The sequence below is a fragment of the Nonomuraea zeae genome (assembly GCF_005889725.1).
Classification (GTDB): domain Bacteria; phylum Actinomycetota; class Actinomycetes; order Streptosporangiales; family Streptosporangiaceae; genus Nonomuraea; species Nonomuraea zeae.
In genome coordinates, this window is record NZ_VCKX01000002.1 from 61,765 (window position 1) to 86,738 (window position 24,974).

The following is a 24,974-nucleotide window of genomic DNA, read 5'->3' on the forward strand; positions in this document are numbered from 1 at the left end:
ACGCATTAGTGGTTAACGGATAAGGGGGTGTCATGGAGAGCGCCAACGAGCGTGGCGAAGGCTCCGAGGACAAGCCGGGTGACGAGTACACGGGTCCCGTAGTCCCCTGGCTAATCCCCGGAACCGGCAAGGGAAGCGAGGAGGTGCTGGACGGCTCCATCGTCGACCGGCCTGTTCGCGAGGGGGAGCAGGCCGGGACGAGCGACGACGACTACGAGCTGCTGGGCACGGTGATCAGCGACGGCGACTCGCCGACCTTCCAGGAGATCCACTTCCGGCTGACCGCTGACCAGGCGGTCAGCCCGGGAGAGTTCGTCGCCGTGGAGGGCCGTGACCGGCAGGGGTCCCTGGGCTGCTGGGTGCTGTGTCGGGTGCTGAACGTGCACGAGATCAATCCGCACGAGGATCCGCAGAGCGCCACGGTACGCGACGTCCTGCCGTTCGACAGCACCTACGCGACCGAAGGGGAGTCCACGGTCATCTACCGCCTGGTGCGGTGCGAGCCCATCGAGGAGTTGCCGGTCGTCGGGCGGAACGTGGGCGATCCGACCGAGATCCGGACGCTGCCCCGGGCTGGCGACGCGGTCGTCCGCGCCCGGCCTGGGATGGTCACCGCCGCAATGGGCTTCCCTGCCGACCCCGACGACGGACTCCACATGGGGAGCCTGCATGGCGAGGGCTCGATCCCGGTGACGCTGGACAAGGGGGCGGTGCAGCGGCACATCCTGATCGTCGGCGGCATCGGAAGCGGCAAGAGCTACACCAGAGGTGTGCTGGGCGAGGAACTGCACCGATTGGGTGCGCCTCAGGTCAACATCGACGTGAACGGCGAGATGATCGAGGCCGCGCTGCAGATGGGCGGAATCAACGTCAAGCCCGGCGCTGGCTTCACCCTGCCGCTGGGCTCGCTCACCCGCGAGGATCTGCTGGACGCGGTGTCCGGGGTGAACCGCGGCACCAACATCGAGACGTTGATCGGGTACACCTTCGACGTGCTGCGCCGCGAGATCGGCCAAGGCCGACGGGGCGCCTTCAGCGTGGACGATCTGGTTGAAGAGCTGGGCAGGCAGGCTCCGCATCTGAAGATGGAGGACGCCCGCACCCTCCGCCCTGCCGAGCAGCGGGTCAAGGCCTTGGAGAGGCTGGACTACATCGGCCGGCGTTTCGACTGGGTCGGCACGCTGCGCCCGGGCGCGTTCGTCAACATCGACTGCCGGGGCAGGCTGCTGGGCGACCTGCGCGTGATCGTCGCGGCGGTGGCGCGGGACTTGCAGGACCTGGCCAGGCAGAAGAAGATCCCGTTCACCGTGCTGTCGATCGACGAGTTCCACCTGGTCGCCCCGAACGACGACAAGATCGTCTCGACCCAGGTGCTGCGTGAGATCGCCCGCATCGGACGGCACTATCGTCTGGGACTGGTGCTGACCACCCAGAGCCCCGCCGACGTGGACCGGTCGGTGCTCAAGCGGCTGCTCACCCGGTTCGTGCACGCCATCGAGCCGGACCAGCTGGAATCCCTGCGCGGCATCTTCGCCGACGCGCCCGCGGAGATGATCCGTTCGCTCCCGAAGCTCCCGCAGGGCGTGTGTGTGCTCACCGGCGTCGCCGAGACCGTCCGGCACGCCGCCGTTGTCGACGTCCGCGAGCGCGTCACCGCGCACGGCGGCGCCACCCCGGACGCTTTCGGTGACCTGCGCGAGCGCGGTTGGCCGGGCAAGAAGCCGCTGTCGGATATCCTCGATCAGGACCGTCGGGAGAACGGAGACGACGGCCATGTCAGTTGAGCAGCGCAAGCTCGACGTCGTCGAACGCGAGCAGGCGATCTTCAAGGTCCTGCGCGGGATCGACCCCGCCGTCGGTGCCACCGTGCGTGAGCTCCACGAGCACCTGACCGTGCGCGGGACCGACCTGGCTACCACCGGCCCGGTGCGCGACACCGTGACCGTCCAGGCCTACCACAAGTTGATCGCCCGTTTGGTGCTGGACGGCCGGCTGGTCGAGGTCGACCCGCCTGCCGCCGACGCGCAGCGGTACGCGCTCGCGCCGGCGGTGCATGCCGACACCGCGATGAGCCTCGACGACATCGAGCAGCTTCTGGCCGGGCTGCGGCCCACCGAGGCGATCGCCGCGCTGATCGAGGCCCGTGAGAGCATGCGCGGCGACCGCCGCGACATCCTGCGCAAAGCGGCCGTGGCGCTGCAGAAGGTCGACCCGCGCGACCTCATCCGCGACGTGATCGCGAGGAAGGCCGAGCTGTACAACGCCGACCTTGCCGCGTGGCGCGCCCACGGCGGCGACGACGAACGCCACCTGCAGCGTCTCAAGGCCGATCGCGGAGAATTGGAACGGCTGTGCTACCGCGGGCTGGGCTTGAGCCACCAGGCCGTGTACGTGCCGCCCGCCAGCGCAGCTCCCGACGGAGACAGGTCCGAGATGCGCGTCACGCTCTCGCGGCTCGAGGCCGAGCTGCGGCGGCGCGTGTTCGGCGACACGGTGATCCAGTGTCTGCGGGCCGACAACGCCGCCGCCCCGAAGGACTGGTCGAACGTCGTCGTGGCGGGCAGCGACGGGAGCACCTACTCCAGCGTGATGAGCATCGACACCGCCAGGGCGTTCGTCGACGACGGCGGCAGCGAGGTCGTCACCTTCAACAACTCCATCGTGTTCCTGCGCATGGAGGGCCTGAATCGGGACCGGCACCGCAGCCCGCTCTACAGCGTGCCCATCACGCGCAGCGCCATCGACAGCCCGGACAACGCCGGCATGGTGATGGCGCCCTTCATGTACCGCGATCTGGACGAGAGCGAATACGAGCACATGGCCAAGTGCGCCACCGACGTGGTGCAGTGGCGTGCCGACGAGCGCGTCTTCACGGGCGTCGCCCCCGCCCTGGGATCGGGCGGCACCGGCCAGTTGCTGCCCCCGCCCCGCGTGCACCTGCGCGACGGCACGGTGACCCTGCAAGAGCGCGAGTCGCACCACTACATGCGCAACGACGCCTACGGCGACATGGTGCGCTCCGGGGTGCACCTGTCCAACAAGATCCTCACTCACATCCAGTCACGGCGAGAGCCCCCGGTCTTCGCCGGCGCGGTCAAGGGCAGCCAGCTCCACTTGTTCGGCACATTCATCAACTGGTTCATCACCCACGGTCATCCTGCCTCCGGCGTCGAACCGATCGCCGTCGACTGGAACGTGTCGAAGGCATCCCTGATCGCCGACAACGAGATGGTCAGCTCCTTGCTGGCCACCCTGAATCCCGACCGTGACCGCGACGAGTACTTCTGCACCTTCGCGCTGCTGCGGCCCTTCCACGCGCTGACCGACATGTATCGCGACTACGCGCGGGAGGAGGAGGGGTTCTGGACGGACAAGATGGACAAGCGCCGGCACGAGCACATGAGCAGGCCCACGATGGACAGCTACTGGAAGACGGTAGACGTCATCGAGGACGACCCGTACGTCCGCATGTGCGAAGAAGCCGACTACGTCCTGTTCTACGTAGGGCATGTCCATGGAGACCCGCTCCCGCTGGCGCCGCGTTACGAGTTTCTGGAGTCGCTGCGCTTCCGCGGCGACGCGCAGGCCGCAGCCCGGGTGCGCCGCAACGTCGAGCTGCTGGTCGCGTCGCTGCACCACGTCGCCTTCACGACCGACATGGACCACAATTTTCTGACCGGCAAGCGGCTGGTCAAGGTCGTCCCCAGCGTCATCTACCGGGCGCACGAGTACTGCAAGGCGCTTGGCCGGCAGTTGGAGAGCGAGCTCAAGTCGATGATCGTCGCTCAACTTCACCGGCTTGGCCTGGCGCGTCGCGCCAACGACTCTGCGATCAGCCTGCGGCCAGAGCCCGCACACCGCTTCGCCGACCGGCGGGCTCGCCTGAGCGGTGGCCGTCGGCAGATTGAGCGCGGCGAGGAAGGGCGGCAGACGGGGTGAACCCGCGGCGGCCCCGGCTGCGCCTCGCCTCAGCGGTGCAGCGCCTCGCCCAGTTCGGCCGCGACATGGCGAGCGATCTGTTCCGCCCACAGCGGGGGAAAGGCATTGCCGACCAGGCGTTCCTGCCCACTCGCGTGCCCGACGAAAACGAAGTCGTCGGTGAAGCCCTGCAACCGAGCCGCTTCGCGGACCGTCAGCGTGCGCGGCAGACGGTAGTGCAGGAACCGCCCACTCCCCGGATTGTGGAAGTTGGTGGTAATGGTCCGGGCCATGCCCCTGCGGTGCAAGCGGGTGTAGGCCTGGGAGTAGTAACGCCGCTGGTTGGTCGCCTCGGCTGGAGGACGGCCTCCCTCAGGGACCAGCCTCATCCGGTCGATGAGCTGGCGTCCGTGCCCCCACGGCCGGTGGTTTTGCGGATCGGAGGTGGAGCCACGCAGCCTTCTGCCGTACGCCGAGACCCTTCGAGGGGATTCGGCGTCCAGATCTCCGACCGCGTCCCCGACGGTGACGAAGTCCGCCAACGCGGCCAAGTCGGCCGGATAATGCTGGCGCATGCTGTGCCCGGCGGCTTTGCGCACTCCGATCCGCGGTGCCGCTCCCAGCAAGGAGTCCAGCAGGTCGGGCGTCGGGCGGACCAACTGCTCGGTGCGGTAATCCCAGACGCGACGCTTCCCAGCATGGGTAGGCGGTGGAGGGGTCGGAATCACCCCGGTGTCACTGCGGTAGCCGATCACGATGGTGCGCTGCCGCGACTGCGGCAGCCCATAGGCCGCCGCGTTCAACACGCCATGCCACGTTCGGTACTGAGGAGCCAAGGCCCGCAGCGCCGCAGCGAGCTCTTCGCGGTCGCAGACACTGGGCACGTTTTCCATGACGAAGAACAACGGCTTGATGTCCGTCACGAGCCGGAAGAAGTCGCCCAGCAGCAGATTGCGCGGATCGCCGGCGTCCCGCTGCCCCGCTGCGGACCATCCCTGGCAGGGCGGACATCCCAGCAGCCCGGCCATCGGCCGTCCGTCGGCGGCCTCGAGAATCGTCGCGGCGGTCACGTCTTTCACATCGCGCAGATCGTAACGGGCGTGCTGACCGAAGTTGGTCCGGTAGGTGTCGCGCGCAAGTGGGTCGATGTCGTTGAGGTATGCGACCTCGAAGCCAGCGGCCCGGGCGAATCCGTGCGCGACCGACCCGACTCCGGCGAACACCTCGGCCACAGCCCACGGTGCTCCTGGCCCGAGGTCGACTCCGGCACCAGCACCGCGCTGCGGTGCCGCGCTCCTGGACGACATTTCCGCCAGCCTCTCGCGTCCCATGATCAACGTAGGGGCCCATCGTAGCGTGATTTATATAAAGTGAGCCAGAGAACCCCCTGGAAGACGGGCACGCCGCCATGGAGCAAAGCAGACGCAAGACCAGCCTGGAGTGGCCGGTCGCCGTCGACGATCGGCTGCGGGCACTCGTCGCGCTGGTTGAAGAGGCGGGCGAGACCGGTAAGACCAGTGCCTCGGAGCTGCTGGCCGCTTTGGTGTGCGGACAGCCTCTCGACGCATCTCGCTTGGCTCGCACTCTGCTGCGCTACAGGCGGATGTCCACCGAGGACATCGAGACGAACACCCCGCCGAACGTCCGTGCCGTCCCAAGGCGAGGACGTCCCCGTCGGCGCACCGCGAGCGCTGAGGCTCGCGGCCCGGGATGAACGGGCGCCATGTCGTGCGGCCAACAGACTTGAGCTCCCCACGATCATGAACCTGGCGCGGACGGCTTCGGCCTTCGATCGGATCCTTGCGAGGACGTCACGGTCAATGTCGTATATCGACGTCCGTTGTCTCCTATTCGAGATCGTCGGCGTTCTGGTTGTCGATCGTCCAGAGGTCGTCGGCGGTCATGATCTGTGCTCTGCTGCACAGCAAGCTTTGCTTTGCGCCTCCGCGCGTCTGTGGTGGCCGTGGAGCGGCTCTCAAGGTCTCCTTGGTGTCCAGGGATCCGGGGGCGGGAGAATCGCTCTCAGGGCCACGTAGACGGGTCCGCCTCTTCGGGCATCGGTCGCACTGCTCGGTGACGACCCGGCCGATGCGCTCGATCTCGGTCCACTGGTGGCGCTGCCACTTGAAGACCAGCAGCGGGAGCGGGCAAACATACACGGCGTCCGGGTGCGATGTATGCGCCGATCCAGATGTCGCGCGGCTCGATGTACAGCGCAGGGAGCCCAGCTGTAGACGACGGTCGCTGATCATCACAACACCGCCTCTCGCAGCTCGGTGCGGCGCTGCATGAGCATCCGGCCCAGGTGATTTGCTCCCGAGCCCTCGCACGAGGCGCGGCCGCAGTAGCAGTCGCCCCAGTGCTGGTCGTGCCACCGATTGCCCTCCACCAGCAGCGCGTTGCCGGTGGATAGCAGCACTGCAGCGGCTGGCGAACTGGGGGCGAACTTCGCCTTGAGCACCATCCGCATGGCGGCGTACCGGATGCGCTCGTCCCAGCCGGGCCGCAGGGCCACCCCGCGCCCGATCCGCTTCGCCTCACCCGGTGATGGTGCTGCGGCGATGGCGGCGCGCTCTGCGGGGTCGGTGGTCTTAGCCGCGTTGAAGGCGTGCTCGCCTGTCGAGTACACGATCTCGCGGCCTTCGAGCGTCGAGTAGATCGCGACCGGGATCGGGGCGAAGTTCGATAGCGCCTCGTACTCACCCCGAAAGTCGTCAATCACCTGCCGGGTGATGGTGGCCATGCTGGGCTCCTGATGAGGGATGTGGAGGATGTAAGGCTTCCGGCCAGTGCGGCAGCGGCTTACGCGGTAGCGCTGCCCAGGTGCCGGGTCATGGGCGTGCGGTAAGCCGCAGAACGGGCATGTGACGGCGGCGACGGTCCTGCCGCTGAACGGCAGCGTCATGAGTTCGGCGTGGACGCGGGTGGTGATGAGGCACACCTCGGCCTTGTAGGCATCGGCGGTGTGAGCGCAGATGGTGGCGCAGCGTCCACGGGTGGCAGGGCAGAGGGGCCAGGCGGGGGCTTCGGCCGGCGGCTCGGGTTCGCCGCAGGCGAGGCATTCGGGGGCGCAGGCGGTGAGTTCGTTCCACTCCTGGTCACGGCGGGGTGGCCTGGGGTGGCCATGGGGTCGCTCCAGGTGGGTGTGCACCTGAGGGGGCATGTCGGCGGGGCCGGGCGTTCCCTCGCTCCAGAGGGATGGCTGTTCCTCGAGCAGCGCGTTGCGGGGCACCGCCGTCTCCTCGTTTCGGTGACTGTGAGTAGGTGTCCGGGACATCCGGGACATCCGGGATGCGGGGAAGATGGAGAATTGAAAATCGATGGCTCTGCGTAGAGCACGGACGGGATATCTATACAGTAAGTAATAATGATCTTGTTTCTCTTCTTCTAGACGGATGTCCCCAATGCCACCCCTGACCTGCGACATCCGGGATGTCGAGGACCACATCCGGGATGTCCGGGACGACGTCCGGGACATCACACAAAGTGACATCCGGGGTGTGGCAGTCGAAGGCTCGGCCCGATCCACACTTGCACCGCATCCCGGATGTCCCGGATGTCCCGAATGTGGCAGTTCCAGCAGGTCACAGGCTTGCGAGACGTTCGGGACGCACATCCCGAGCACATCCCGGATGTCCCGGATGTCTCCAGCCACGGATCGGCCGTCATGAACGCGCCAGCGCGCAGCGTCACCCGTCATGCCCGCCCACCGAAGATGCCCGGGTGCGGCACGAACAGCGGATCCGCCAAGCGGCGCCCGGCGGCGTCTCGCCGCGCCACCGTCGCCAGCCAGCCCTCGGCGGACAGGGTCAGCAAGACCGCGCTGACGCCGGCCGCCTTGTGCTCCTTCACCCACGAACGGCCCTTCAGCCCTTGCCGCACCTGCTCGACGGTGAACTCGGCTATGCCCTTCTTCCGCACCCACTCCAGGACGTGGCCGGTGGCGGCCTGCAGCCAGGCGGGACGTCCGGTGACCTGCTGCTCCTGGGCGTCGCCGAGGATGGCGATGGCGTGCGGGATGCAGTAGTCGATGAGGGTGAGCGCGTCGGCCATGACCTCGGCACCGACGGGCATCTGCGGGTCGTGGCCTCCGGCGAGGTGGAGCAGGGCGGCGAGCCGGTAGGCGGAGCCGGGTGCCCGGGACATCCAGCCCTTGATGTGGACGAGGTCGCCGGTGTCGGGGTCGAGGCGGCGTTCGTGGCGGGCCCGCCAGTCGAGCATCAGTTCCTCGGCGTCCTCGGCCACCTGCATCGGGGTGGGCGGGAGCGGGGTGCCGTCGTCGTCGAAGAGGGCGCCGTCGGGGCGGACGGCGTAGAAGGCGCGGTGCACACAGCCGCTCCACGCCTCGGCGAGGTGGGGCGGCACGTGCGGTGGACGGACGTCGCGGCTGCCGGCGAGCGAGGTCGGGTGGGCGAGTAGGAACCGGTTGAGCAGTCCCTTGTCGGTGACGGCCTTGGATTCGATGGCGTCGGTGATGACGACCGGCTGCACCGACAGGGACAGTGTGAGGCTGGGCCGTTCCAGCTCGAAGCTGTCGCGGCTGATCCGGTCGGGCCGCCAGGGTTCGGAGGCGTCCCAGGCGACCAGGACGAACTCCAGGTTGGGCTTGCCGTTGTTGTAGCGGCCGCAGATGTTGCCCAGAAAGGTGCCTTCGGCGGAGACGATGCCGATGTGCCCGCCGACCTTGTGCATGAGCTTGGCGAGCGCCTCGGGTAGCACGTCGCCGACGAGCAGTTGCGGGCGGGGCGGGCCGGTCAACTCCTTGATGGAGTCCTTGATGGAGTCGAGGTCGGCGAGCAGGTCGTTGCGTCGATCGCCACCCGCGTTGGCCAGCTCCTTGATCAGCTTGTCGCGGGTGAGCTGGGCGATCTCGAGCTGCTCGAAGTTGTCGCCGTACTCGATGTCCCACTTCTGGCGCAGGGTGGCCTCGAGCCGGTAGATGGGCGTGTTGACGGCCTTGAAAGCGCGGGACTTGCCGTCGCCGGAGTCGGCGATCGAGGCCAGGAACAGCGCGAGCGTCTCTTCGGTCCACTGGCCGGTGATGGTGGCGTGCGAGCCGACGACGGTGGCCAGAGCACCGAGCGCGGCGAACGCGGCGATCTCGGGCGGCGTCTGGGTGTAGGTGGCGACGGCCTGCACGAACTTGCCGGTGTCGCCGGGCAGCGTGTTGAGCGGGAAGGCGGGCAGGACGGGCGGCGCGGTGTCGTCGCTGCCGGGTGTGCTCCACGGCGCTGCTTCGACGTGCTCGACGGTGGGGAAGACGCCGTCCCAGATGGCCTGCTCGGTCGCGGCGGCCATGGCTCGCCGTACGTCCATCTCGGCTTGGGGCGGCGCGGGCGCGGGCGTCTCGATCGAGACCTCGCTCGGCGCGTCGTCGTGCTCCGTGGTGTCGTGCTCGGGCCAGGGGACGTCGTCGGCGGGTGGTGGCGTGCTCGGTGTCCAGAGGCGGACGCCGCAGCGGGCGCGGATGTGCTCCAGGACGGCGGGGCGAAGCCCTGCGGCGGCTGCGGAGGCGCCGGGCTTGCGGGCGGCGGCGAGCAGCAGGTCCTTGCCAGCGGCACTGGCGTCGCCGCGGTGGTGCCAGTGGGCGAACACCTTGCCGTGGGTGAGCTTGTTCCCGGCGCCGACGGGCAGGTCGAGCGCGTCGGAGTGGTTGACGCACACGTGTGGCCAGGCCCGCACGGAGTAGGCGGAGGTGGCGCCGTCGCGCCGCCACAGCTCGGCGCCGTCGCGTTCGGAGCCGACGTAGGCGAGACCGTACGGCTCGAACAGGTCGCGCCATTCGCAGATCTCGTCGAGCGCGTCGAAGGGGCCGACGGTGCCGGGCTTGACGTGAGTGGGCCGGGGTCGCGCGGGCGGCACGGAGTAGGCGGGTGGTTCGGGGTCGGGCAGGTCGATCGAGTAGAGCAGGGTGGCAAGCTCGTCGAGGCTGTAGGTGGTGCCGGAGGTTTCGACGACCTGGCAGGGACGTGACAGCCCGGCCTTGCGGTTGACGGTGCCGGGGACGCGCAGGACGCGGGCGAGGTCGCCGACGCCGCGGCCGTAGTGCCAGCCGAGCTGGCGTGCGCCGGCTTCGAGGACGAGCTGCCAGCGGGTGGACAGGGTGACGATGTCGTCGTAGCCCGCGGGCGTGATGGTGTGGGGCTGCTCGAGCAGGTGCCATGGGTAGAGGCCGCCGCCGGACTGGATCCACAGGGTGGGCTCGGGCAGCCCTGCGGCATGGAGGATCTGCCGGGCGGCGTCAGCGTCTGGGGGGAGCGGCAGGGCGACGTGGTTGTGGTTCTTGGGGCAGTCGCCGGGGCAGATGCCGTGCTTGTGACCGGGCCCGGCGATGTCGAGGTCGCCCCAGAATCCGGGGAAGGACAGCGAGTCGGCGGCGGAACCGCGGCTGAACTGCTCGGGAGCCCTGCGCAGGGTGGTGGCGCGGACGTAGATGCCCTCGCGGCCTTGCTGGTCGAGCTGGGCGATGTACGCGGCGGCGGCGTCGAGCCCTGCTCGGTCGGTGGCGAAGTAGTGCCCGGTCCAGGCATCGGTCGCGCAGACGTTGATGAGCCCGGGAGAGTCGCCGTGCAGCGTCGCGAGCCAGCGCCGGGCCTCGTCAAGGTCGGCTGTCGGCGGTTCCTGCGGGGTGGTCAACCGGTCCCCCTGGATGCTTCGGTGGTGCTTGGGCGGGAGGTCTCGCGGGTCTGCGCGGCGGGGTTCACTGCCGCAGCGGGGCGCTCAGAACAGCGGTTTCTGCTCGGGGTCTTCGAGGAGTTCCTCGACCACGGGCCCGGCTTTCTCGGCGAGGCGGCGGTGCCGAGGGGCGCAGTCGTCGCAGGACAGCACGCTGTAGCAGGTGCGTCGCGGGATCCGGCCGGTGATGATGCGGGTGGCCGGGCGTCGGCATGTGGAGCATCTGCTGGTCCAGGAGGCCATCGGTGTCCTCGTTCATGCCGCAGCCTCCTGGCGCAGGTGGGCGGGCAGGTCAAGTCCGCTTGTCGCGGCGACGACATGCATGGCCAGCAGCGGCGGAACGGCGTTGCCGATCTGCTCAAGCTGTTTTGTCCAGCTGCCCTGCCAGGGGTAGTCGGCGGGGAAGGACTGGAGGATCGCGGCGTCTTGGACGGAGAGGCGGATGGTGTCTCGCCGCCCGCCCCGATAGGCGGGCAGGTCGTCGGCATCGACGATGCGGGCGCAATTGATCCAGCGGCCTGCGTCGCGCTCGCCGTACAGGGTGGCGCGGGCGCCGGACCCGCCGACGCACGAAGGGTCGGGCCCGCCTGCGGCGGTGCCGACGGCGATGGTCAGCGCGGGGCGGGCGGTCATACCCCAGCCGATCGCGCTGGCCATGGACACCCAGGGGCGGAGCCAGAGGGCTTCTTGTTCTTGGGTGATGTCGTTGCGGTAGCGGTGATGGGTCGGCGCGGGCAGCCGCGCCTTCCCAGACAGGGACGCGGCGAGGAACGTTCGGAGTCGGGTCTGGGGTACGCCGTATTCTTCGGCGGACAGCCGCCCGGTTGCGACGCTGTAGCCTTCCGCACGCAAGATCCGGGCAAACGCGTCCCATACCGGCAGCACAGTGGGTACTTGCTCCAGCATCACCGTGTTGTAGGGGTGCCCGGCATCGATCGCTTCCAAGGTCCAGCGCAACGGTTCGAGCACCAGACCGGTCCGGTCGTCGTCGAAGCCGGCGAGGGCGCGGGTGATGCTCTCCCTGCGGGCGAGCTGTTCGGCCAGGCCGAGGACGGTGTCCAGAGCGGCGCGACCTCGCCCCTTCCCGCCGACCGAGTACGGCTGGCAGGGCGGGGAGCCGAGGAGGTCTGACGCTTCCGGGAAGTCGGCGGGTCCGTAGCTGCGGACGTCGCCTTCCACAGTGGCCAGACCGGCGGCGCGGCGCGTCTCGCACGCGGCGTGATCGTGTTCGATGCCAACGACTCCGAGCCCGAGCTGGGTTGCCGCATGGTCCCAGCCGCCCGGACCGGCGAACAAGTCGACGATCACGAGGCCGCCTCATCCTGGGCTCGATGGAGCAGCATGCGCAGCGCGTATGCGCCTTGCTGCGGGACAACACCGCCGCCGATCACCTTGAGCTGTGCGTTGCGGTAGCCGGGCAGGGACATGCCTTCCGGGCGCGGCACGCCGGTGACATGGCCCTCGGGGAGACCCATCATCCATTCGGAGAAGACGGGCGCTAGCTGATCGCGCCCAGATCGTCCAGGCTGGGTTGGTCGGGGTGCTCGCTGGCCGGACGCCGCTTCCCATCGCCGGATTGCGGGCCCGTATGGGCCCCAGTCGATATGGCCTCCGCCACCCCCGGCAGGAGCAGGTCTCCGTGGTTGTTCACCTTGTTGCCCGCTCCATTGCGCGTTGTCGGGGTCGGCAACAACTTGTTGATCGAGTCGAGGCTGTGCCTGACCGTCGCACCCCGGCTGGGCGACTGGTTGTTGCCGTACCGTGTCGCTGTCGGGGTCGGCAACAACGTCCCCTCCGCCACTGCCTTGGCGAGTCCGGGCAGCAGCAGTTCGTCCGACCGGCTCCCGCTTCTCGTCGCGTGGCCTCCGGTCGCGTCCGCGACGCTCGGCGTCGGCAGCAGGGTGATCGCCGTCCGCAGATCCATTCCGCCGGTCCCGTGCACCCCGATCCCGTGCGAGTCCGTTGTCCGTGGTGTCGGCAGGAGCTGCATGACCGCCGACGGCAGCATCAGATCCCCCGACGAACCCCTCTGCCCGGGGCCGCCCTTCTCCCCGTCCGAGGCTCGAGGCGTCGGCAGCAGGCCAGGCGAGGATGAACTCGCGCCACCGTTCATGGCATGCCTCGACATGGGGGTGGGACGCGGGTAGGCCGACCCATTCCGCATCGAACCCGAGGTCGGCCAGGTCTCCAAGTACGGCGCCAAGTGCTCGCAGCGCAGGTTGGGTTGTTCCGTCTCCCAGACATTCCGGGCAGGGTTCCACGTTGCTGTCGGCTCGGGCACTGAGCAACCCCCGTACGTTTTCGAGGTAGACGATGGGTCCGGGCTCGCCGGATGCGCGCATGGCGCGCTGGGCGGCGATGGCGGCGGCGACGTTGCGCCAGATGCCGGAGCGGGTGCCTGCGGCGAGGCCCTCGCGTTTGCCGGCGAGGCTGACGTCCTGGCAGGGGAATCCGGCGGTGATCCAGTCGACTTTGTTCACCGAGGTCCAGTCGATCTGTGTGATGTCGCCATGGTTCGGCACTTCGGGCCAGTGGTGGGTGAGGACACGGGCGGCGAACTGCCAGCGATCCTCCTTGCCGTCCTTACCAGGTGGCTCGTATTGGCAGAACCAGGCGGGCCGGGCGTCGATCACCTGCATGACGGCTTCGTCGAGCATGCCGGTGCCGGAGCAGATGGATCCGATGGTGAGCGGTTTCACAGCGCCACCCCGATTCTGAGTGGCTGGCAGGAGCGCAGGTCAATGACGGGATCGAGGCCGCGTGCGGCGGCTTCGATGATGTGGAGGCGGTCGCCGTATTGGCGAGGCGTGAGGCCTGCCGCTTTGCGGAGTTCGGGGAGTGCGACGGGGATGTCGCCGTCGGTGGCGAGGATGTGGCGGTCGTGCCTGAGGACGATGTGCTGGTCGAGCTGGTGGGCGTAGGCGACGGCGTGCTGGTAGTGGGGGCTGTGGCTGCCGATGTCCCACACGTAGATGGTGCAGCGGTGGACGCCGAGGTGCGCGGCGATGGCGGCCTGGGTGACGCCGGCCCGATCGCGGAGGCGTGCGAGCCTGGCCATGATCGGCGGCGTAGTGTGAGTGGAGTTAGGCATCGGCCACCTCGCCGGGGGCGGCGAGCTTTTGCAGCAGCGTCTTCTCGCCCCTCGTCGACCTGCCGGCCACCTTCCAGCCAGCTTTCTTGAAGCAGTAGCCGGGATTCGGAGATTTGATCTTGGAGTCCCAGACGTAGGTGAGCAGCCCGTCTGGTCCGATGTCGACGCCCAACTCGGCGAAGATGAGTTCGGCGTCCAGGATGAGTTCGCTGGACCGGATGGGCCCCTGACCGAGGTCGACGCCTTCGTTGCGGAAGATCGTGCATGTCCATCCGTCGAGCCCGTGCATCGACCTGATGCCCTGCTTGGGGCGATGCCAGGCGAACACGCCGCGGCCGTCGAGACTGAGCAGGACGATGGTGTGGCCAGGAGGCGTGAACTGCGACGTGCCGGGCTTTTGTCTGGAGTAGTGGGCGTCAGCGAGCCAGCGAGCTCTCCGCTCCGCCTTAGGTATCTGGAACCAGTAACGCAGCCGGGTCTGGCCTTCGAACAGGGGAAGTTGCAGAGGCGGTGGGGTGGAGGCTCTCATGATGCGGCCTCCTGCTCGAAGAGTGGGTTCTGGTCGGCCCGGGTCCACGGGATGGGCCGTACGGGGATGCCGGCGGCTCCGGCCCGCCGCATGCAGTCGCGGGTGCCGGGTCCGCGGCCGGGGAAGGCGACGCATTCGTCGGCGTGGAGTTGCACCATTTCGTCGTTGCGCCAGGTTCCGGCGTCCGGGCAGTAGGTGCCGCCGCTGCGGTGCTGCTTGCGATGCTCGGGGGCGCAATCAGGGGTGGAGCAGGTCTTCCAGTCGGCGGGGTGCGTTTCCTCGTAGATCTTGTTGGCGACGCACCACAAGTGGATGAGCCAGTCAGCCGACCGGTCGGGCCGTAGGCCACGGATCGCCTTGGGGTAGGCGGCGCCGTGGACGACGACCAGCCGAGGATGTTCTTTCCGGATGCCGTTGAAGACGCCCCAGACGAGCGGCTTGTCGTCGCGGTCACGTCCCCCCGTCGCGAGCACCCGCCACAGCGGCTGCTGCGCCGCCCAGGCACCACAGCGCGCGTCCGGCGAGCAATAGTGCCTGGCCGGGGCGCAGTACCCGCCGGCTGGCTCGGCCTGTCCGGCGAGGGCGGACGGGCTGTGGTCGGCGCAGAGGCGGCCTTGCGCGTAGAGCCGAGTGGGGGTGGCGCCGCAGCGGGTGCACGGCACGGTGTGCTGCTGGTCCGCGTGCCTGTTCATCGCGGCTTCAAGGGGGCTGCCAGGTACCGGAACACCTCGTCGGTGGAGGCGAGGATGACGTACCGGCCCGGCGCGGACAGGCCGATGACGGTGTGCTCGGTGTGGATGGAAGCGAGGGGCTCGATGATGAACGGTGGCTGGAACCGCAGTTGCATGGCGTCGCCATCGAGCTGGGCTTCCACGGTGTCGGCACCGCGCCCGATGAGGGAGATGTCGCCGGCGTGGATTCCGATGCAGTCGGCTTGGATGTCGAGGTTGATGGATCCCAGCCCTTCGGTGAACAGCGTCACCCGCTTGACCGCCTCGAGCAGGGCTTCGGTCTCGACGCGCACGGTCGTGGGGAGCGGCTTGGCGAGGCGCGGCTGGTAGTCGGCGTACTCCTCGATCTGGTACTGCCGGATCGTCGCCGTCTGGTCCGCGCTGGCCAGCGACACGAGGTTGTCGTTCGCGCCGAGCGTGACCGGCCCGGAGGAGAAGTCCTTGACGGCCTCGCGGAACTCCCGCACCGGCACGTGAGCGGCCATCTGGGCGTCCGGCGTGCCGGGACCCCACGGGGTGACCCTGGCCGCCATCCGGTAGTTGTCCGCACCGGCCCAGGTGATCGTGTCGCCGTCGATGTCGATCCGGATGACGGCGTGCTCGGGTTTCGCCGGCTTGTCCGGCTTGCACGCCCAGGCGACCTGGGCGATGGCCTCGCGCAGGTCGCCCGCGTCGATCTGCCCGACGGCGACTGCGGCCCGGGGCAGCCCGGGAAACTCGTCGGCGGGCAGCGCCCGGATCGTCATCACCGCGGTGCCGCAGGTGATGGTCGACTCCGCGGCGGTCGCCGCCAGTTGCAGGTAGTCGCGGCTCTTGGCCAGGCTCTTGGTCGCCTCGCCGAGCACCCGGCCGGGTAGCAGAGCGCGGCCGGGCTCTGCTACCTCGGCGGGCATGCTGGCCTTCAGCGAGGTGTCGCGGTTCTGCGCCGAGACGGTCAGCGTGTCGTCGGCGGCTTCGAGGAGGAGGCCCTTGAGGATCGGCTCGGTGGTGGATGTCGGGACATGGTGCCCGGCACGGCCTACCAGGTCGGCGAACAGGGACGGCTCGACGGAGACCTTCACGCCTTCGGCTCCTCTCCGCGGCCGTGCCGCTCCTTGCACGAGTCGCAGACTGCGCCCTTCGCGGGGTCGAGCCAGCCGGCACCCTCGCGCGGCTCGGGCTCGACGGCGAGGAGTCGCTCGCAGTCGATGTAGATGTGGCCCTCGAACTGGCCGCCGATGACGGCGCCGACGTACCAGGGGCGGATCCAGCCCATCCACTCTCGCCATCCGGTGCGGGTCGCGGCGGCGTCAGCGTCGGTGCTGGTGGTGGTGGTGTTCACGCGGAGGCTCCTTCGGTGAGGACGGCGAGGCGGGGGCCGCGCTGGGCGAGGTGCTGGGCGAGCGCGATGCGGGCGGCGCCGATGTCGCCGGTGATGGTGGCGAGGGCGACCAGCGCGGTGACGACGACGTCGCACAGTTCGCCGGCGACGTCGTGGTGGGTGTGGGTGATGCCCTTGCGCGGGTTCTGGCCGGTCATGCCGATGTAGGCCGAAGCCACCTCGCCCGCCTCCTCGACGAGCTTGAGCAGGCGCATGGCGACCTCGTGCTCGGTGCGCGCGTTGGCTTCGTCCACCCAGGCCAGCACGTTGCGTACGTGCTGCCACAGGTCGCTGGTGGTCGTCTGTCGGTCGAAGTGCGGAGCGGCGGCTGCGAGAATGCGCTCGACGGTCCGGTCGGCGCTGTGGACCTGGGTCTCCAGGAGTTCGGTGTTGGACTCGTCCTGCGCGGCCTGGAGTGCCGCCGGAGGTATGGCGTTCACGCTGCGGTCCTTTCGTAGCGGTAGCCGCCGTGGGCTCGTCGGCGCTCGGAGGGGGTCATGGCGGCCCAGATGCCGTCGGAGGTCCACCAGGGGTGTGTGATCGTGAACTGGCGGCAGTCCTCTAGCACGGGGCAGCCGCGGCAGACCGCTTTCGCGGCTTTCACGTCGGGGTGCCGGGCCTGATACCAGGGCAGGAAGAACATGTCGGGGTCGTGGTCGCGGCAGGTGCCGCGGGCCTCCCATGCCTTCGGTTCGGTACCCGGCCCCTCGACCTGGACCGGCTGCTGGCGGGCCAACTGGGCGTAGCGTTCGACAGTGCGCTCGCTCACGCCGAGCCGTCCGGCGATCTCCGCGTTCGACTTGTTCTTGCGACGCAGCAGGACGACCGACTCGAGCCGGGCCTGCTGGCGGGCGGTCAGCGTTTTCATGCGGCCCTCGCCGCCTGCACCTTGGCGATGCCGATCTCGTAGTCGAGCGCTGCGAAGTACCTCACCACGGAGTCCCAGCCGACCGGCTTGCGGTAGCGGGCCCGACGCTCGAGCACGCCGACGCGAGCCACGCTGACGTGCATGCGGTGGGCGACCTGCTGCTGGGTGAGCTTGCGGACTCGCCGGAAGGTCGACAGGTTGGGCAGCAGGCGGGCGAGGTCGTACATGCCTCTGCGGTCGCGCCCGACCATGAGGCGCCGCTCGACGAGAGCGGCGTAGGCGACCATCTGGTGGGCGGGCGGGTTGTCGTAGCCGTGTTCCCAGTGGCTGACCGTGTTCGCCGCCACGTCGAGCTGCGCGGCGATGTACTGCTGCTCAAGGCCGAGGTTCCGGCGCACGCAGCGCAGCCCTACGGGGACGACGGCGGACGCCTTGGTGGTCATGAAGCCACCGCCAGTTCCGGCCAGGCCACCCTGTCCAGCGCGGCGCGGTGCTTGACCGGCATCCCCGTGAGCGGGAGGCCGAGGTGGTCGAGACCCATGGCCATGAGCACGACGGCGTCGGCGGCGTTGTCGTCGCCGTCGGTCTTCCAGACCGGCCACCGGCGGGCGACCGCGTCGACCACCTCGGTCTTCTTCGGCTGGCTCTTGCCGGTGGCGTAGATGCCGCGCAGGTTCGGCAGCACCTCGACCACGGGGACCTGCCAGCAGAGCAGGCGGTGCACGACGCGCCACCACAGGCCGGCTCGCTCGTGCGCGCCGCCGTTAGAGCGGGAGTAGGCCGGGGCCTCGATGAGCACGAGGTCGGCGGTGGGGGTGACGGCGGCGGTGATGGCGTGCGCGAGCTGGTAGATGGCGGCGTCGCGGTCAGCGAGGGGCAGCGTGGTGATGCCGTCGCGTCCGATGACGTCACACCAGCCGCTCGAGGAAGCGATCCCAGAGCCGGTGAGGGACAGGTCTAAGCCGAAGACGCGCGGCGCTTGGCCGATGAGGCGCAGCTGCGAGTCGACGTACTCGACCCCTGCCTGCAGGGCGGCTCGGAGCGCCTCCTCGTGCGCGTGAGCGGTGGTCACGCAGCACCTCCGCGCGGCTCGGTGTGCGCGGCGACGAACTCGTCCCACAGGTCCGGGTTCCTGGCCTGCAGCAGGTCAACGGTGAGCGAGACGGCCTCGCTGCGGGCCCGCTGCACGTGGTCGGCCAGGGCGCGGATGCGCTGCTCCCGGTGCCTGAGGACGGCGGGCCTGATGACGTAGCAGGCGATCCCGGCCGCGGCGAGCACGGAACAGGCGACGACGGCGGCCGACAGCGGAGTCTCGGCGGCCATCAGGAGGACACCTCTGCGGTGGTGCGCTCGGCGATGGCCCTGCGGACGGCGTCCTCGACCCGCAGCTCCATCCAGCGGTCGGCGTGCCGGAACTCCTCCACAGTGAGCTGCTCGCCGTGCCCGTCCTCCGGGGCCGCGACCATCACCTCGGGAGGCTGTTTGCCTTCCTTCCAGGAGCGTCTGCCGCACGCCTCGAGGGCCTGCTCGCGGGTGTACCGTCCGGCGTCCCAGAGGTCGCCGGTGCAATTGGAGCCGTTCGGCCCCCACCAGGTCCTGGCGTCGTTCGACCAGACCAGCCACGTCTTGACCGTGTCTGTGGCGACCTCGCGCAGCTTGGCGACGACCTGGGCCTCGGTGCGGTCGGGCTGGTCGTTCCACTCGCCGGCCTTGACGATGAGCGCGTCGCGGCCCATCTCCTCCGGCCGGGTATCCGGGTAGACGTGCGCGAGGAGGGTGCGCAGCGCGGCGAGGGACGCGGCGCGGGAGACGAGCCAGCTGGCGTGCTCGGCCGGGTCCTCGCCGTCGCTGCACGGGGTGGGCTGGTCGTGCCAGTCGTCGAAGCTGAGCCCGGAGCCGTTGGCGATGGCTCCGCACACGTCGTATCCGCCGTCGATGTTGTCGTAGAAGTCGTCTTTGACGAGACCCCAGGTGTCGATGTCGTGGGCGGCGCTGAACAGGATGGTGCTGACGGCGCGGTCGGGGGAGTAACTCATCGGATGCCTCCAGAGGGGGCGCGCTGGGTGACGGCGTCCTGGTAGGCGGCGAAACCGGCGCGGAGGCGGAGCACCTCGTTGACCAGGTCCGGCGCATCGACGCCGATCAGGTGGGCGAGCACGTCGCGGTCGCTGCCACGCAGGACCGCCGGCTCGTCGGTCATGGGTTCGCCGCCGTCGGCGGCGAGCCATCGCATGTCGAAGGCGCGGGCGCGGATCGCGTCCAGGTCCAGTTGGGCCTTCGGTTCGAAGGCGAGTTCCTGGGTGGTCATGTCACTGGGCCTCCGCCTTGGGCGTGGCGGGGGACCTGGTGCTTGCTGTCCTTCAGTTCCGTCAGGAAGGTGTGCAGCTTGTCGGCGGTGGCTTCGCGGTGGCCGACGCCCATCGCCTTGCGGAACATGCTGGTGAGCTGCTGTCTGGTCCCGCCCCGGCTCTCCCACTCGCCGACGATCAGCGACAGGATCTGCTCGGTGTCCTGCGGCGTTTGCACGGGGGGCGCGCTGGGCTCCTGCCCATCCGGGTCGGGACCGGTCCCGGGCTCGGCGGGCGGTGGCGGGCTGTCGGCGGCGGGTGCCTCGGGCGGGGCTGGTGCCGCGGCTGCGGTGCCAGCGCTGGTGATCTCGTCGGCGGTCACCGGCTGGGTGGGGAACTCCTCTTCCTTGGTGACCTCGCCGCGGCGCAGGCTGTTGTAGATGACTTCGAGCTGGGCGACGTCCTGCGCCTTCCACCGGTCCGCAGGCCGGTCGAGTTTGCGCTCGAGCTGCTCCTGGGTGACGCCGCCGGCGGCGAATGCGGCGATGGCCTCGGCGACGCGGTCCTCGAGCGGTGTCCCGTCGCCCTTCTCGATGGTCTCGGTGCACAGGTCCTTGGCCCGCTCGACGACCCAGGGCGGCAGGACGGCGAAGATGGCTTCGCGGACGCGCCGCGCTGCGTTGTTGGTGTTGTTTTCGTAGATGTCGCGCATGTCCACCAGCGGCTTGACGCCCCGCTTGGTGTCGCGCTTGTGGGGGACGATGAACGTGGAGGAGACGCGAGAGTTCTTCTCGACGTCCCAGGCGAAGGCTTGCATCTCCGACTGGCCGTGCTGGTCGTCGCGGGACATCTCAGCGATGCCGTGCTGGATGTTGCCCCAGCAGCGGGCAAGCTCGCGGGCCAGGTGAATGCTTGGGCCCGTGACCGTCTCGTCGCCGCGGCTGTAGCGGAAGAACGCCCGCTTGGCCAGGGCGGGCTGGCGGCAGGAGCGCTCCATCTCGGCGATGGCCTGGTCGAGGTTGCGCGGGTACTGCCGGGCCATCACCATCGCGGCGTGCACCTCGGCGACCGCGCGGGATTGCTCGACGGCGGTGGCCTGGCCGACCCGGGCGGGTGCCGGGAGGTTCAGGGTGGCAGGCGTGTTGTTGCTGCTCACATGCACTCCTCGGGGTAGGTGGTCGCCCATGGCGGCAGGTCGATGAGGGTGATCTCGGGGTTGTAGCCGGGCCAGACGCCGGTGGCAGCGCAGTGTGCGTACAGCCGCAGGGCTCGCCGGTTCTCCTCGCGGCCGGAGTCCTCGGCTGCGTTGTCGAGCTGCACGATGTGGATCAGGAAGGGCGCGTGCTTCTCCTGGAAGATGAAGATGAAGGCGACGTCCTGGGCGAGGCCGAGGTCGCGTACGCCATCGACGTACCAGGCCTGCTGCTGGTGGTAGCGAAAGTTGGCGATCGTCTTGCGGATGGCCTCGCGGGCGGCGTTCGTCGTGGTCTTGTAGTCGCCGAGGATCAGCCGGCCGTTGTACAGGTGGGGCAGCCAGTCCGGGCGGGCCCGCCGCCACACCCCCGTTTCCGGGTCCTGCCAGATCAGCGTCTGCTCGGCGGCGCCGCGCGCCGGGTTGAACAGCGCGGAGGCGACGGGGTGCTGGCGGATGGCGTCGGCCATGGCCTGCACCTGGTCATGTTCGCGGGTGAGCAGCGGTACGAGCCCGGCGTCGTACGCGGCGTTGCGCGCCTGCTGCGCCTTCCTGGTCCTGTAGTCGGGAGCGTCGATGATCTGGAATTCGGGCCCGACGCCGAGCACCAGCTTGTGGGCGGCGTGACCGAGTTCCCACTCGCGTTTCGGCGGCGCCGGGTGATCCTGCTCCCAGCGGAACCGGGCAGGGCCAGCGGGTTGGACCAGCGTGCGGGCGCCGGTGCTGGACAGGCTGCCGCCCGTGACTGGATCGGCATGGTAGGCCCGCTCGTCGATGTCGTGGACGCCAGCACCGAGCCGGTCGAGGCTGGCGATCGTCACGACGGCCTCAGCACGTTGAGCGTGAACATCAGCGCGTGCTCAGCCAGTCGGCCGAACGCGAACGCGGCATCGCCGAGCCCGTCCGCGGCCTGCATGGCGTCATGCATCTCGCTGGCCTCGTGCTCCGCCAGGTGTTCCTGTCCGGCCAGGTCTGCGGCGAGGGCGGCGTCGTTTTCGCGGGCGATCAGGAGTTTCTCGGCTCGCTCGTACTCGGCGTGCCGATTCCATCGGGTGAGGTGCTGCGTGATCGGCTCGCGGTAGTCGACGTGCCATTTGCCGTCCTCGCTGGTCATGGCGACGGCGGCGGGCGTTTCTCCGGCGATGACCCGCCTGGCGGCCCACGTGGCGCCGTTGGCGTAGACGAGCGCGGCTCGCTCGTACTCCTCCTGCAGGTCCCAGGTGAGCGTCTCGTACAGGCCGGTGATCCTGAACATGGCCTGGTCGTGCGGCCTGTCGTCGCTGACGTATCCGCTGTGAGCGACCTTCACCTGGCCGTCCACGGGACGGATCCGGTCCAGCTGGACGCCCCAGTACGCCGATTGAGCCAGGGACAGCGCGTGCCTGAACTCGTCAGCCGCGCGACCGAGAGCCCATACGGATTCCTGTAGCGCCTTGCGCCACGTCTCGCTCATGACCGCTCCAAGGTGTCGAGTACAGGGGCGACGACGCGGTTCATTTCGGCCACCAGGACCTCGACGTAGGCGCGGGCCTGCGCGGCCAGATCCGGGGCCGGGGCAGGTGGCAGTGCCGGGAGCGGCTGTGTGGGCAGTGGGAACACCAGAGCGGCACTGGCCATCAGGAAGCGCTGGCCGCGGCTGAGGTCCTCGCCACTGGGATCCAGATAACGGACGGTGTCGGAACCCCAGATCGTTTCGGTGGGCCAGTCACGCCACCACGTCCCGTCGGCCCGCCAGTCGCGGGAGGATGCCAATGGCAAGGGCCAAGGCGTGACCAGGGAGGCCATACCGACCAGCGATCCGTCCCAGTCGTTGACTTCGACCTGGCCCGACAGCAGCCGGGGGTTCCGACGGACGTAGCCGGGTGCCATGATCGGGCCGGTGGCGACGCGCCACGCGGTGGCCGCGAAGCGCGCCGGTCGTGACTCTTCCAAATCCCAGGCCTCGCGGAAGCGCTCGGCGCGGTCGCGCACGTAGTGCCCGTACCGAGATCGCCCATCGCTGGCCATCTCGCGGTCGTGGTCGGCATCGATCCAGAACGCCTGTGAGGAGTTCACGCCGACACCGCCGAGGCGGTCTCGACGTAGGTGGCGCCGTACGTCTTCGCTATGCCGCGCGCCACGTCCTCGATGGTGATCTTGTAACCCCACGAGACGTAGTCGGAGACCTCCGCGTCGGTGCTGCTGCACACCTTGGCGAGGCGACCGTGGTGCCTCTCAACAACCACGAGCGTGGCCTCGTCGGGCAGGTCGCTGTCGCGCCGCAGCTCGGGCGTGATGGGCTCGACGGTGATGGAGTGTTCGACGTGCGCCAGGTCGGGCCGCTCGTCGGCGTGCTGGCACGGCGGCACGGCAGGCTTGGGCGCCCCAGCGATCAGCCGGTCGGCGAACTGGCGCAGAACCATCGTTGCGCACCGGCCGAGCATGCGATCCCAGTCGATTTCCTGCATCGCGGCCCGCTCGACGTCGGTGATGTCGGACGTGCTGGGCGCGCTGGACGCGAGGCGGTGCACGATCCACATGTCTTCGGGCCACGCCTTGCCGTCGGCGACGCGGTGCAGGGCGGCGGCGTCGTGCGCGGCCAGCCAGGCGTGTTGCACGTCCTCGCCCACGTGGGGGAGCTGTCCGGACAGGTTGAGCAGGCGGTCGGACGCCCGGTTGTTCAGCGGCAGCAGCAGGTCGCCCTTGACGATTGCGGCAAGCAGGATGCAGTCGTCTCTGCCGAGTTCGTTCCAGTAGGTGACCAGGGCCAGTGCCTGCCGGTCGCGAGGGTTGAGGCTGTCGCAGTTCCAGCGGACGACGTTGCGGATGGCCTCGGCGAGGTCCATCACGTCGAAGTCGGTCAACAGACCAGCGTGCTTCTGGCCGTCGGGGAGAGTTGCGATGATGGTCATGACTTGCGGTCCCTTGATCGAGTAGGGGATGGCGGGTCGTGCGCGGGGCTCATCCGGTCGCGACGGGTGGGCCCTGCGGCGTGAGGTCAGGGGTTGTGGACGGGTGGCAGGCTGCGGATGTAGTCGTGGACGGCATCCAGCGGCACACGCAGGAGCGTTTTTGTGCTGCCTTCCTCGGCCATGTCGACGGCTCGGAGCCGTCCGCTGCGGATGCGGCTGTAGACGGCGTCCCTGCTCTTGAGGCCGAGCAGCCTGCAGGTTTCGGGGATGGTCAGCAGCAGGGGCATCTGGCTGTCGGGCTGCTGCTTGGTGGCGGTCGCCTTGCCGGCGCGCTTCACGAGGCCACCGATTCGCGCTCGTGTCCGGTGTCGAAGAGGTGGCTGAGCAGCTTCTTGACGTCGGGGGTGCCGACGGCGTGCAGGACTCCGATCACGTAGAAGCCGCTGATCTCTTGCTGCTGGCCGTTGAGGGCGCGGTGGTGTTCGGACGTGATGACGCCGATCTCTCTGGCCTGCGCGCTCTGGGAGGTGAGGCCGTGCTCGGCAGCGAGGGTCTCGAAGGGGCCGCGGCGGAGCTTCGCGTATCGCGTCACGCGTCGCGACATCTGTGCCTCCTGTGGTGAATGACGAAGCAAACTTTGTTGTGCAACAAAGTCATAGACAGAACATAGGCTTTGCTGTACAACAAAGCAATGTGTCGGCCTCAAGATTTTTTGGAGGCAAATCTGGGCTTTCACGTGGGTAAACCCAAACGTTCAGAATTCGCTCGCCGACCAGGCAGTATCGCTATCTGAGGTCAGGGCGGTATCATCTTTGCTCGTGGGCAAAATCGCTGGTCCGCTAGGCGTTTGGCTACGCAGCGAGCTGACGCGACGTGGCTACGACCTCGCAAAGGGAGGTCAGAGCCGGTTCGCGCGCGAGACGGAGATCCACGTGTCCGTGCTCAACCGCGTCCTCAACGAGGGACGCGGTGTCGAGATCGACGGCCTGAGGCGCATGGGCAAAGCCCTCGGCTACTCCCTCGGAGAGATGCTCATCTTCGCCGGTCAGGCCGAGCCCGACGAACTGCCGGCGCGGCCACTGGAACCGCCGCAGACCACTCCGCAGTACGCCAATCCCCAGGAGCAGAAGATCTGGGAGATCGAGGGCATCGAGGACGGCCACAAGAAGACGCTGATCCGCATGCTCCGCGCGCTGCGGGCCGACGACGACGCCGACGAGCGTCCGGCCGCGAGGGTCACCGAGCTCCGCCGTCCCTCCTGAAAACAGCGAAGCGGGGTGCCGTCGGCACCCCGCTTCTTACTGTCCGTGGTGACCCCAGGACGCATGATTGTGCGTCAGTCGTGCGTTGCGATCGACCGACAACGGTCGACACCGGCCGACATTATTCGACCGTTTTCGCAGGTAGCAGCACTTATGAGTCACACTCACC

The 24,974-nt window shown here is 68.9% G+C and carries 29 protein-coding genes; 3 read left to right on the top strand and 26 right to left on the bottom strand.

All coding sequences use genetic code 11. From position 1 onward, the window contains the following. Nucleotides 1–32 precede the first annotated feature (32 nt). Both ETD85_RS00935 and ETD85_RS00940 read left to right on the top strand, forming a co-directional pair. On the top strand, nucleotides 33–1,784 hold the full coding sequence (locus tag ETD85_RS00935; protein WP_138687635.1) for an ATP-binding protein: 1,752 nt from the start codon (nucleotides 33–35) through the stop codon (nucleotides 1,782–1,784). Beyond that, nucleotides 1,774–3,939: a hypothetical protein gene (locus tag ETD85_RS00940; RefSeq protein WP_138687636.1), complete on the top strand. Its 2,166-nt coding sequence runs from the start codon at nucleotides 1,774–1,776 to the stop codon at nucleotides 3,937–3,939. The genes ETD85_RS00935 and ETD85_RS00940 overlap by 11 nt, the downstream gene beginning before the upstream one ends. A gap of 29 nt (nucleotides 3,940–3,968) precedes the next feature. On the opposite strand, the gene ETD85_RS00945 is transcribed toward ETD85_RS00940, so the two are convergent. From ETD85_RS00945 to ETD85_RS01065, 26 genes are all read right to left on the bottom strand, one after another. Next, nucleotides 3,969–5,150 (bottom strand): DNA cytosine methyltransferase, encoded by a 1,182-nt coding sequence (locus ETD85_RS00945; protein ID WP_170246443.1) that lies wholly within the window; start codon nucleotides 5,148–5,150, stop codon nucleotides 3,969–3,971. A 615-nt stretch (nucleotides 5,151–5,765) separates the two neighbouring features. Next, nucleotides 5,766–6,170, bottom strand: coding sequence for a hypothetical protein (locus tag ETD85_RS00950; RefSeq protein ID WP_138687638.1), 405 nt, complete (start codon nucleotides 6,168–6,170; stop codon nucleotides 5,766–5,768). After that, nucleotides 6,170–7,150, bottom strand: a complete 981-nt coding sequence (locus tag ETD85_RS00955) for an NADAR family protein (RefSeq protein ID WP_170246444.1) — start codon at nucleotides 7,148–7,150, stop codon at nucleotides 6,170–6,172. Before ETD85_RS00955 ends, ETD85_RS00950 begins: the two co-directional genes overlap by 1 nt. Nucleotides 7,151–7,614: 464 nt before the next feature. Continuing rightward, complete coding sequence (locus ETD85_RS00960; RefSeq protein WP_138687640.1) at nucleotides 7,615–10,554, bottom strand: YfjI family protein; 2,940 nt, start codon at nucleotides 10,552–10,554, stop codon at nucleotides 7,615–7,617. A gap of 84 nt (nucleotides 10,555–10,638) precedes the next feature. Further along, complete coding sequence (locus ETD85_RS00965; protein ID WP_138687641.1) at nucleotides 10,639–10,836, bottom strand: hypothetical protein; 198 nt, start codon at nucleotides 10,834–10,836, stop codon at nucleotides 10,639–10,641. A 12-nt stretch (nucleotides 10,837–10,848) separates the two neighbouring features. Next, complete coding sequence (locus ETD85_RS00970; RefSeq protein WP_138687642.1) at nucleotides 10,849–11,901, bottom strand: DNA cytosine methyltransferase; 1,053 nt, start codon at nucleotides 11,899–11,901, stop codon at nucleotides 10,849–10,851. Further along, nucleotides 11,898–13,292: a DNA cytosine methyltransferase gene (locus ETD85_RS00975; RefSeq protein ID WP_206058006.1), complete on the bottom strand. Its 1,395-nt coding sequence runs from the start codon at nucleotides 13,290–13,292 to the stop codon at nucleotides 11,898–11,900. The genes ETD85_RS00970 and ETD85_RS00975 overlap by 4 nt, the downstream gene beginning before the upstream one ends. After that, the gene (locus ETD85_RS00980) at nucleotides 13,289–13,651 is read right to left on the bottom strand and encodes a helix-turn-helix domain-containing protein (RefSeq protein WP_138687643.1); all 363 of its coding nucleotides are present in this window, start codon (nucleotides 13,649–13,651) and stop codon (nucleotides 13,289–13,291) included. The genes ETD85_RS00975 and ETD85_RS00980 overlap by 4 nt, the downstream gene beginning before the upstream one ends. A gap of 25 nt (nucleotides 13,652–13,676) precedes the next feature. Then, entirely contained in the window at nucleotides 13,677–14,213 is a 537-nt protein-coding gene (locus ETD85_RS00985) for a hypothetical protein (RefSeq protein WP_138687644.1), read from the bottom strand. Next, entirely contained in the window at nucleotides 14,210–14,905 is a 696-nt protein-coding gene (locus tag ETD85_RS00990; RefSeq protein WP_138687645.1) for an SLOG family protein, read from the bottom strand. The genes ETD85_RS00985 and ETD85_RS00990 overlap by 4 nt, the downstream gene beginning before the upstream one ends. Further along, nucleotides 14,902–16,005, bottom strand: a complete 1,104-nt coding sequence (locus tag ETD85_RS00995) for a DNA polymerase III subunit beta (protein WP_170246445.1) — start codon at nucleotides 16,003–16,005, stop codon at nucleotides 14,902–14,904. Before ETD85_RS00995 ends, ETD85_RS00990 begins: the two co-directional genes overlap by 4 nt. Further along, nucleotides 16,002–16,265, bottom strand: coding sequence for a hypothetical protein (locus ETD85_RS62800; protein ID WP_170246446.1), 264 nt, complete (start codon nucleotides 16,263–16,265; stop codon nucleotides 16,002–16,004). Before ETD85_RS62800 ends, ETD85_RS00995 begins: the two co-directional genes overlap by 4 nt. Further along, complete coding sequence (locus tag ETD85_RS01000; RefSeq protein ID WP_138687647.1) at nucleotides 16,262–16,744, bottom strand: MazG-like family protein; 483 nt, start codon at nucleotides 16,742–16,744, stop codon at nucleotides 16,262–16,264. The genes ETD85_RS62800 and ETD85_RS01000 overlap by 4 nt, the downstream gene beginning before the upstream one ends. Then, a complete protein-coding gene (locus ETD85_RS01005) occupies nucleotides 16,741–17,172 on the bottom strand; it encodes a WhiB family transcriptional regulator (RefSeq protein ID WP_138687648.1) in 432 nt (143 codons plus the stop codon). Before ETD85_RS01005 ends, ETD85_RS01000 begins: the two co-directional genes overlap by 4 nt. Next, nucleotides 17,169–17,615 carry a helix-turn-helix domain-containing protein gene (locus ETD85_RS01010; protein WP_138687649.1) on the bottom strand — a complete coding sequence of 149 codons (447 nt, stop codon included), beginning with the start codon at nucleotides 17,613–17,615 and terminating at the stop codon, nucleotides 17,169–17,171. The genes ETD85_RS01005 and ETD85_RS01010 overlap by 4 nt, the downstream gene beginning before the upstream one ends. Next, on the bottom strand, nucleotides 17,612–18,244 hold the full coding sequence (locus tag ETD85_RS01015) for a hypothetical protein (protein WP_138687650.1): 633 nt from the start codon (nucleotides 18,242–18,244) through the stop codon (nucleotides 17,612–17,614). Before ETD85_RS01015 ends, ETD85_RS01010 begins: the two co-directional genes overlap by 4 nt. After that, entirely contained in the window at nucleotides 18,241–18,495 is a 255-nt protein-coding gene (locus ETD85_RS01020; RefSeq protein ID WP_138687651.1) for a hypothetical protein, read from the bottom strand. The genes ETD85_RS01015 and ETD85_RS01020 overlap by 4 nt, the downstream gene beginning before the upstream one ends. Then, a complete protein-coding gene (locus ETD85_RS01025; protein WP_138687652.1) occupies nucleotides 18,495–19,208 on the bottom strand; it encodes a DUF6197 family protein in 714 nt (237 codons plus the stop codon). Before ETD85_RS01025 ends, ETD85_RS01020 begins: the two co-directional genes overlap by 1 nt. Then, complete coding sequence (locus ETD85_RS01030; RefSeq protein WP_138687653.1) at nucleotides 19,205–19,480, bottom strand: hypothetical protein; 276 nt, start codon at nucleotides 19,478–19,480, stop codon at nucleotides 19,205–19,207. The genes ETD85_RS01025 and ETD85_RS01030 overlap by 4 nt, the downstream gene beginning before the upstream one ends. Continuing rightward, on the bottom strand, nucleotides 19,477–20,616 hold the full coding sequence (locus tag ETD85_RS01035) for a hypothetical protein (RefSeq protein ID WP_206058007.1): 1,140 nt from the start codon (nucleotides 20,614–20,616) through the stop codon (nucleotides 19,477–19,479). The genes ETD85_RS01030 and ETD85_RS01035 overlap by 4 nt, the downstream gene beginning before the upstream one ends. Then, nucleotides 20,613–21,473: a PD-(D/E)XK nuclease-like domain-containing protein gene (locus ETD85_RS01040; RefSeq protein ID WP_138687654.1), complete on the bottom strand. Its 861-nt coding sequence runs from the start codon at nucleotides 21,471–21,473 to the stop codon at nucleotides 20,613–20,615. The genes ETD85_RS01035 and ETD85_RS01040 overlap by 4 nt, the downstream gene beginning before the upstream one ends. Next, on the bottom strand, nucleotides 21,470–22,105 hold the full coding sequence (locus ETD85_RS01045) for a hypothetical protein (protein ID WP_138687655.1): 636 nt from the start codon (nucleotides 22,103–22,105) through the stop codon (nucleotides 21,470–21,472). Before ETD85_RS01045 ends, ETD85_RS01040 begins: the two co-directional genes overlap by 4 nt. Beyond that, nucleotides 22,102–22,707, bottom strand: coding sequence for a hypothetical protein (locus tag ETD85_RS01050; RefSeq protein ID WP_138687656.1), 606 nt, complete (start codon nucleotides 22,705–22,707; stop codon nucleotides 22,102–22,104). The genes ETD85_RS01045 and ETD85_RS01050 overlap by 4 nt, the downstream gene beginning before the upstream one ends. Then, nucleotides 22,704–23,543, bottom strand: a complete 840-nt coding sequence (locus ETD85_RS01055; protein WP_138687657.1) for a hypothetical protein — start codon at nucleotides 23,541–23,543, stop codon at nucleotides 22,704–22,706. The genes ETD85_RS01050 and ETD85_RS01055 overlap by 4 nt, the downstream gene beginning before the upstream one ends. Nucleotides 23,544–23,629: 86 nt before the next feature. Further along, a complete protein-coding gene (locus ETD85_RS01060; RefSeq protein ID WP_138687658.1) occupies nucleotides 23,630–23,881 on the bottom strand; it encodes a helix-turn-helix domain-containing protein in 252 nt (83 codons plus the stop codon). Continuing rightward, nucleotides 23,878–24,147 (bottom strand): hypothetical protein, encoded by a 270-nt coding sequence (locus ETD85_RS01065; RefSeq protein ID WP_138687659.1) that lies wholly within the window; start codon nucleotides 24,145–24,147, stop codon nucleotides 23,878–23,880. The genes ETD85_RS01060 and ETD85_RS01065 overlap by 4 nt, the downstream gene beginning before the upstream one ends. 328 nt (nucleotides 24,148–24,475) lie before the next feature. On the opposite strand from ETD85_RS01065, the gene ETD85_RS01070 reads away from it, so the two are divergent. Continuing rightward, nucleotides 24,476–24,805, top strand: a complete 330-nt coding sequence (locus ETD85_RS01070; protein ID WP_138687660.1) for a hypothetical protein — start codon at nucleotides 24,476–24,478, stop codon at nucleotides 24,803–24,805. Nucleotides 24,806–24,974 lie beyond the last annotated feature (169 nt).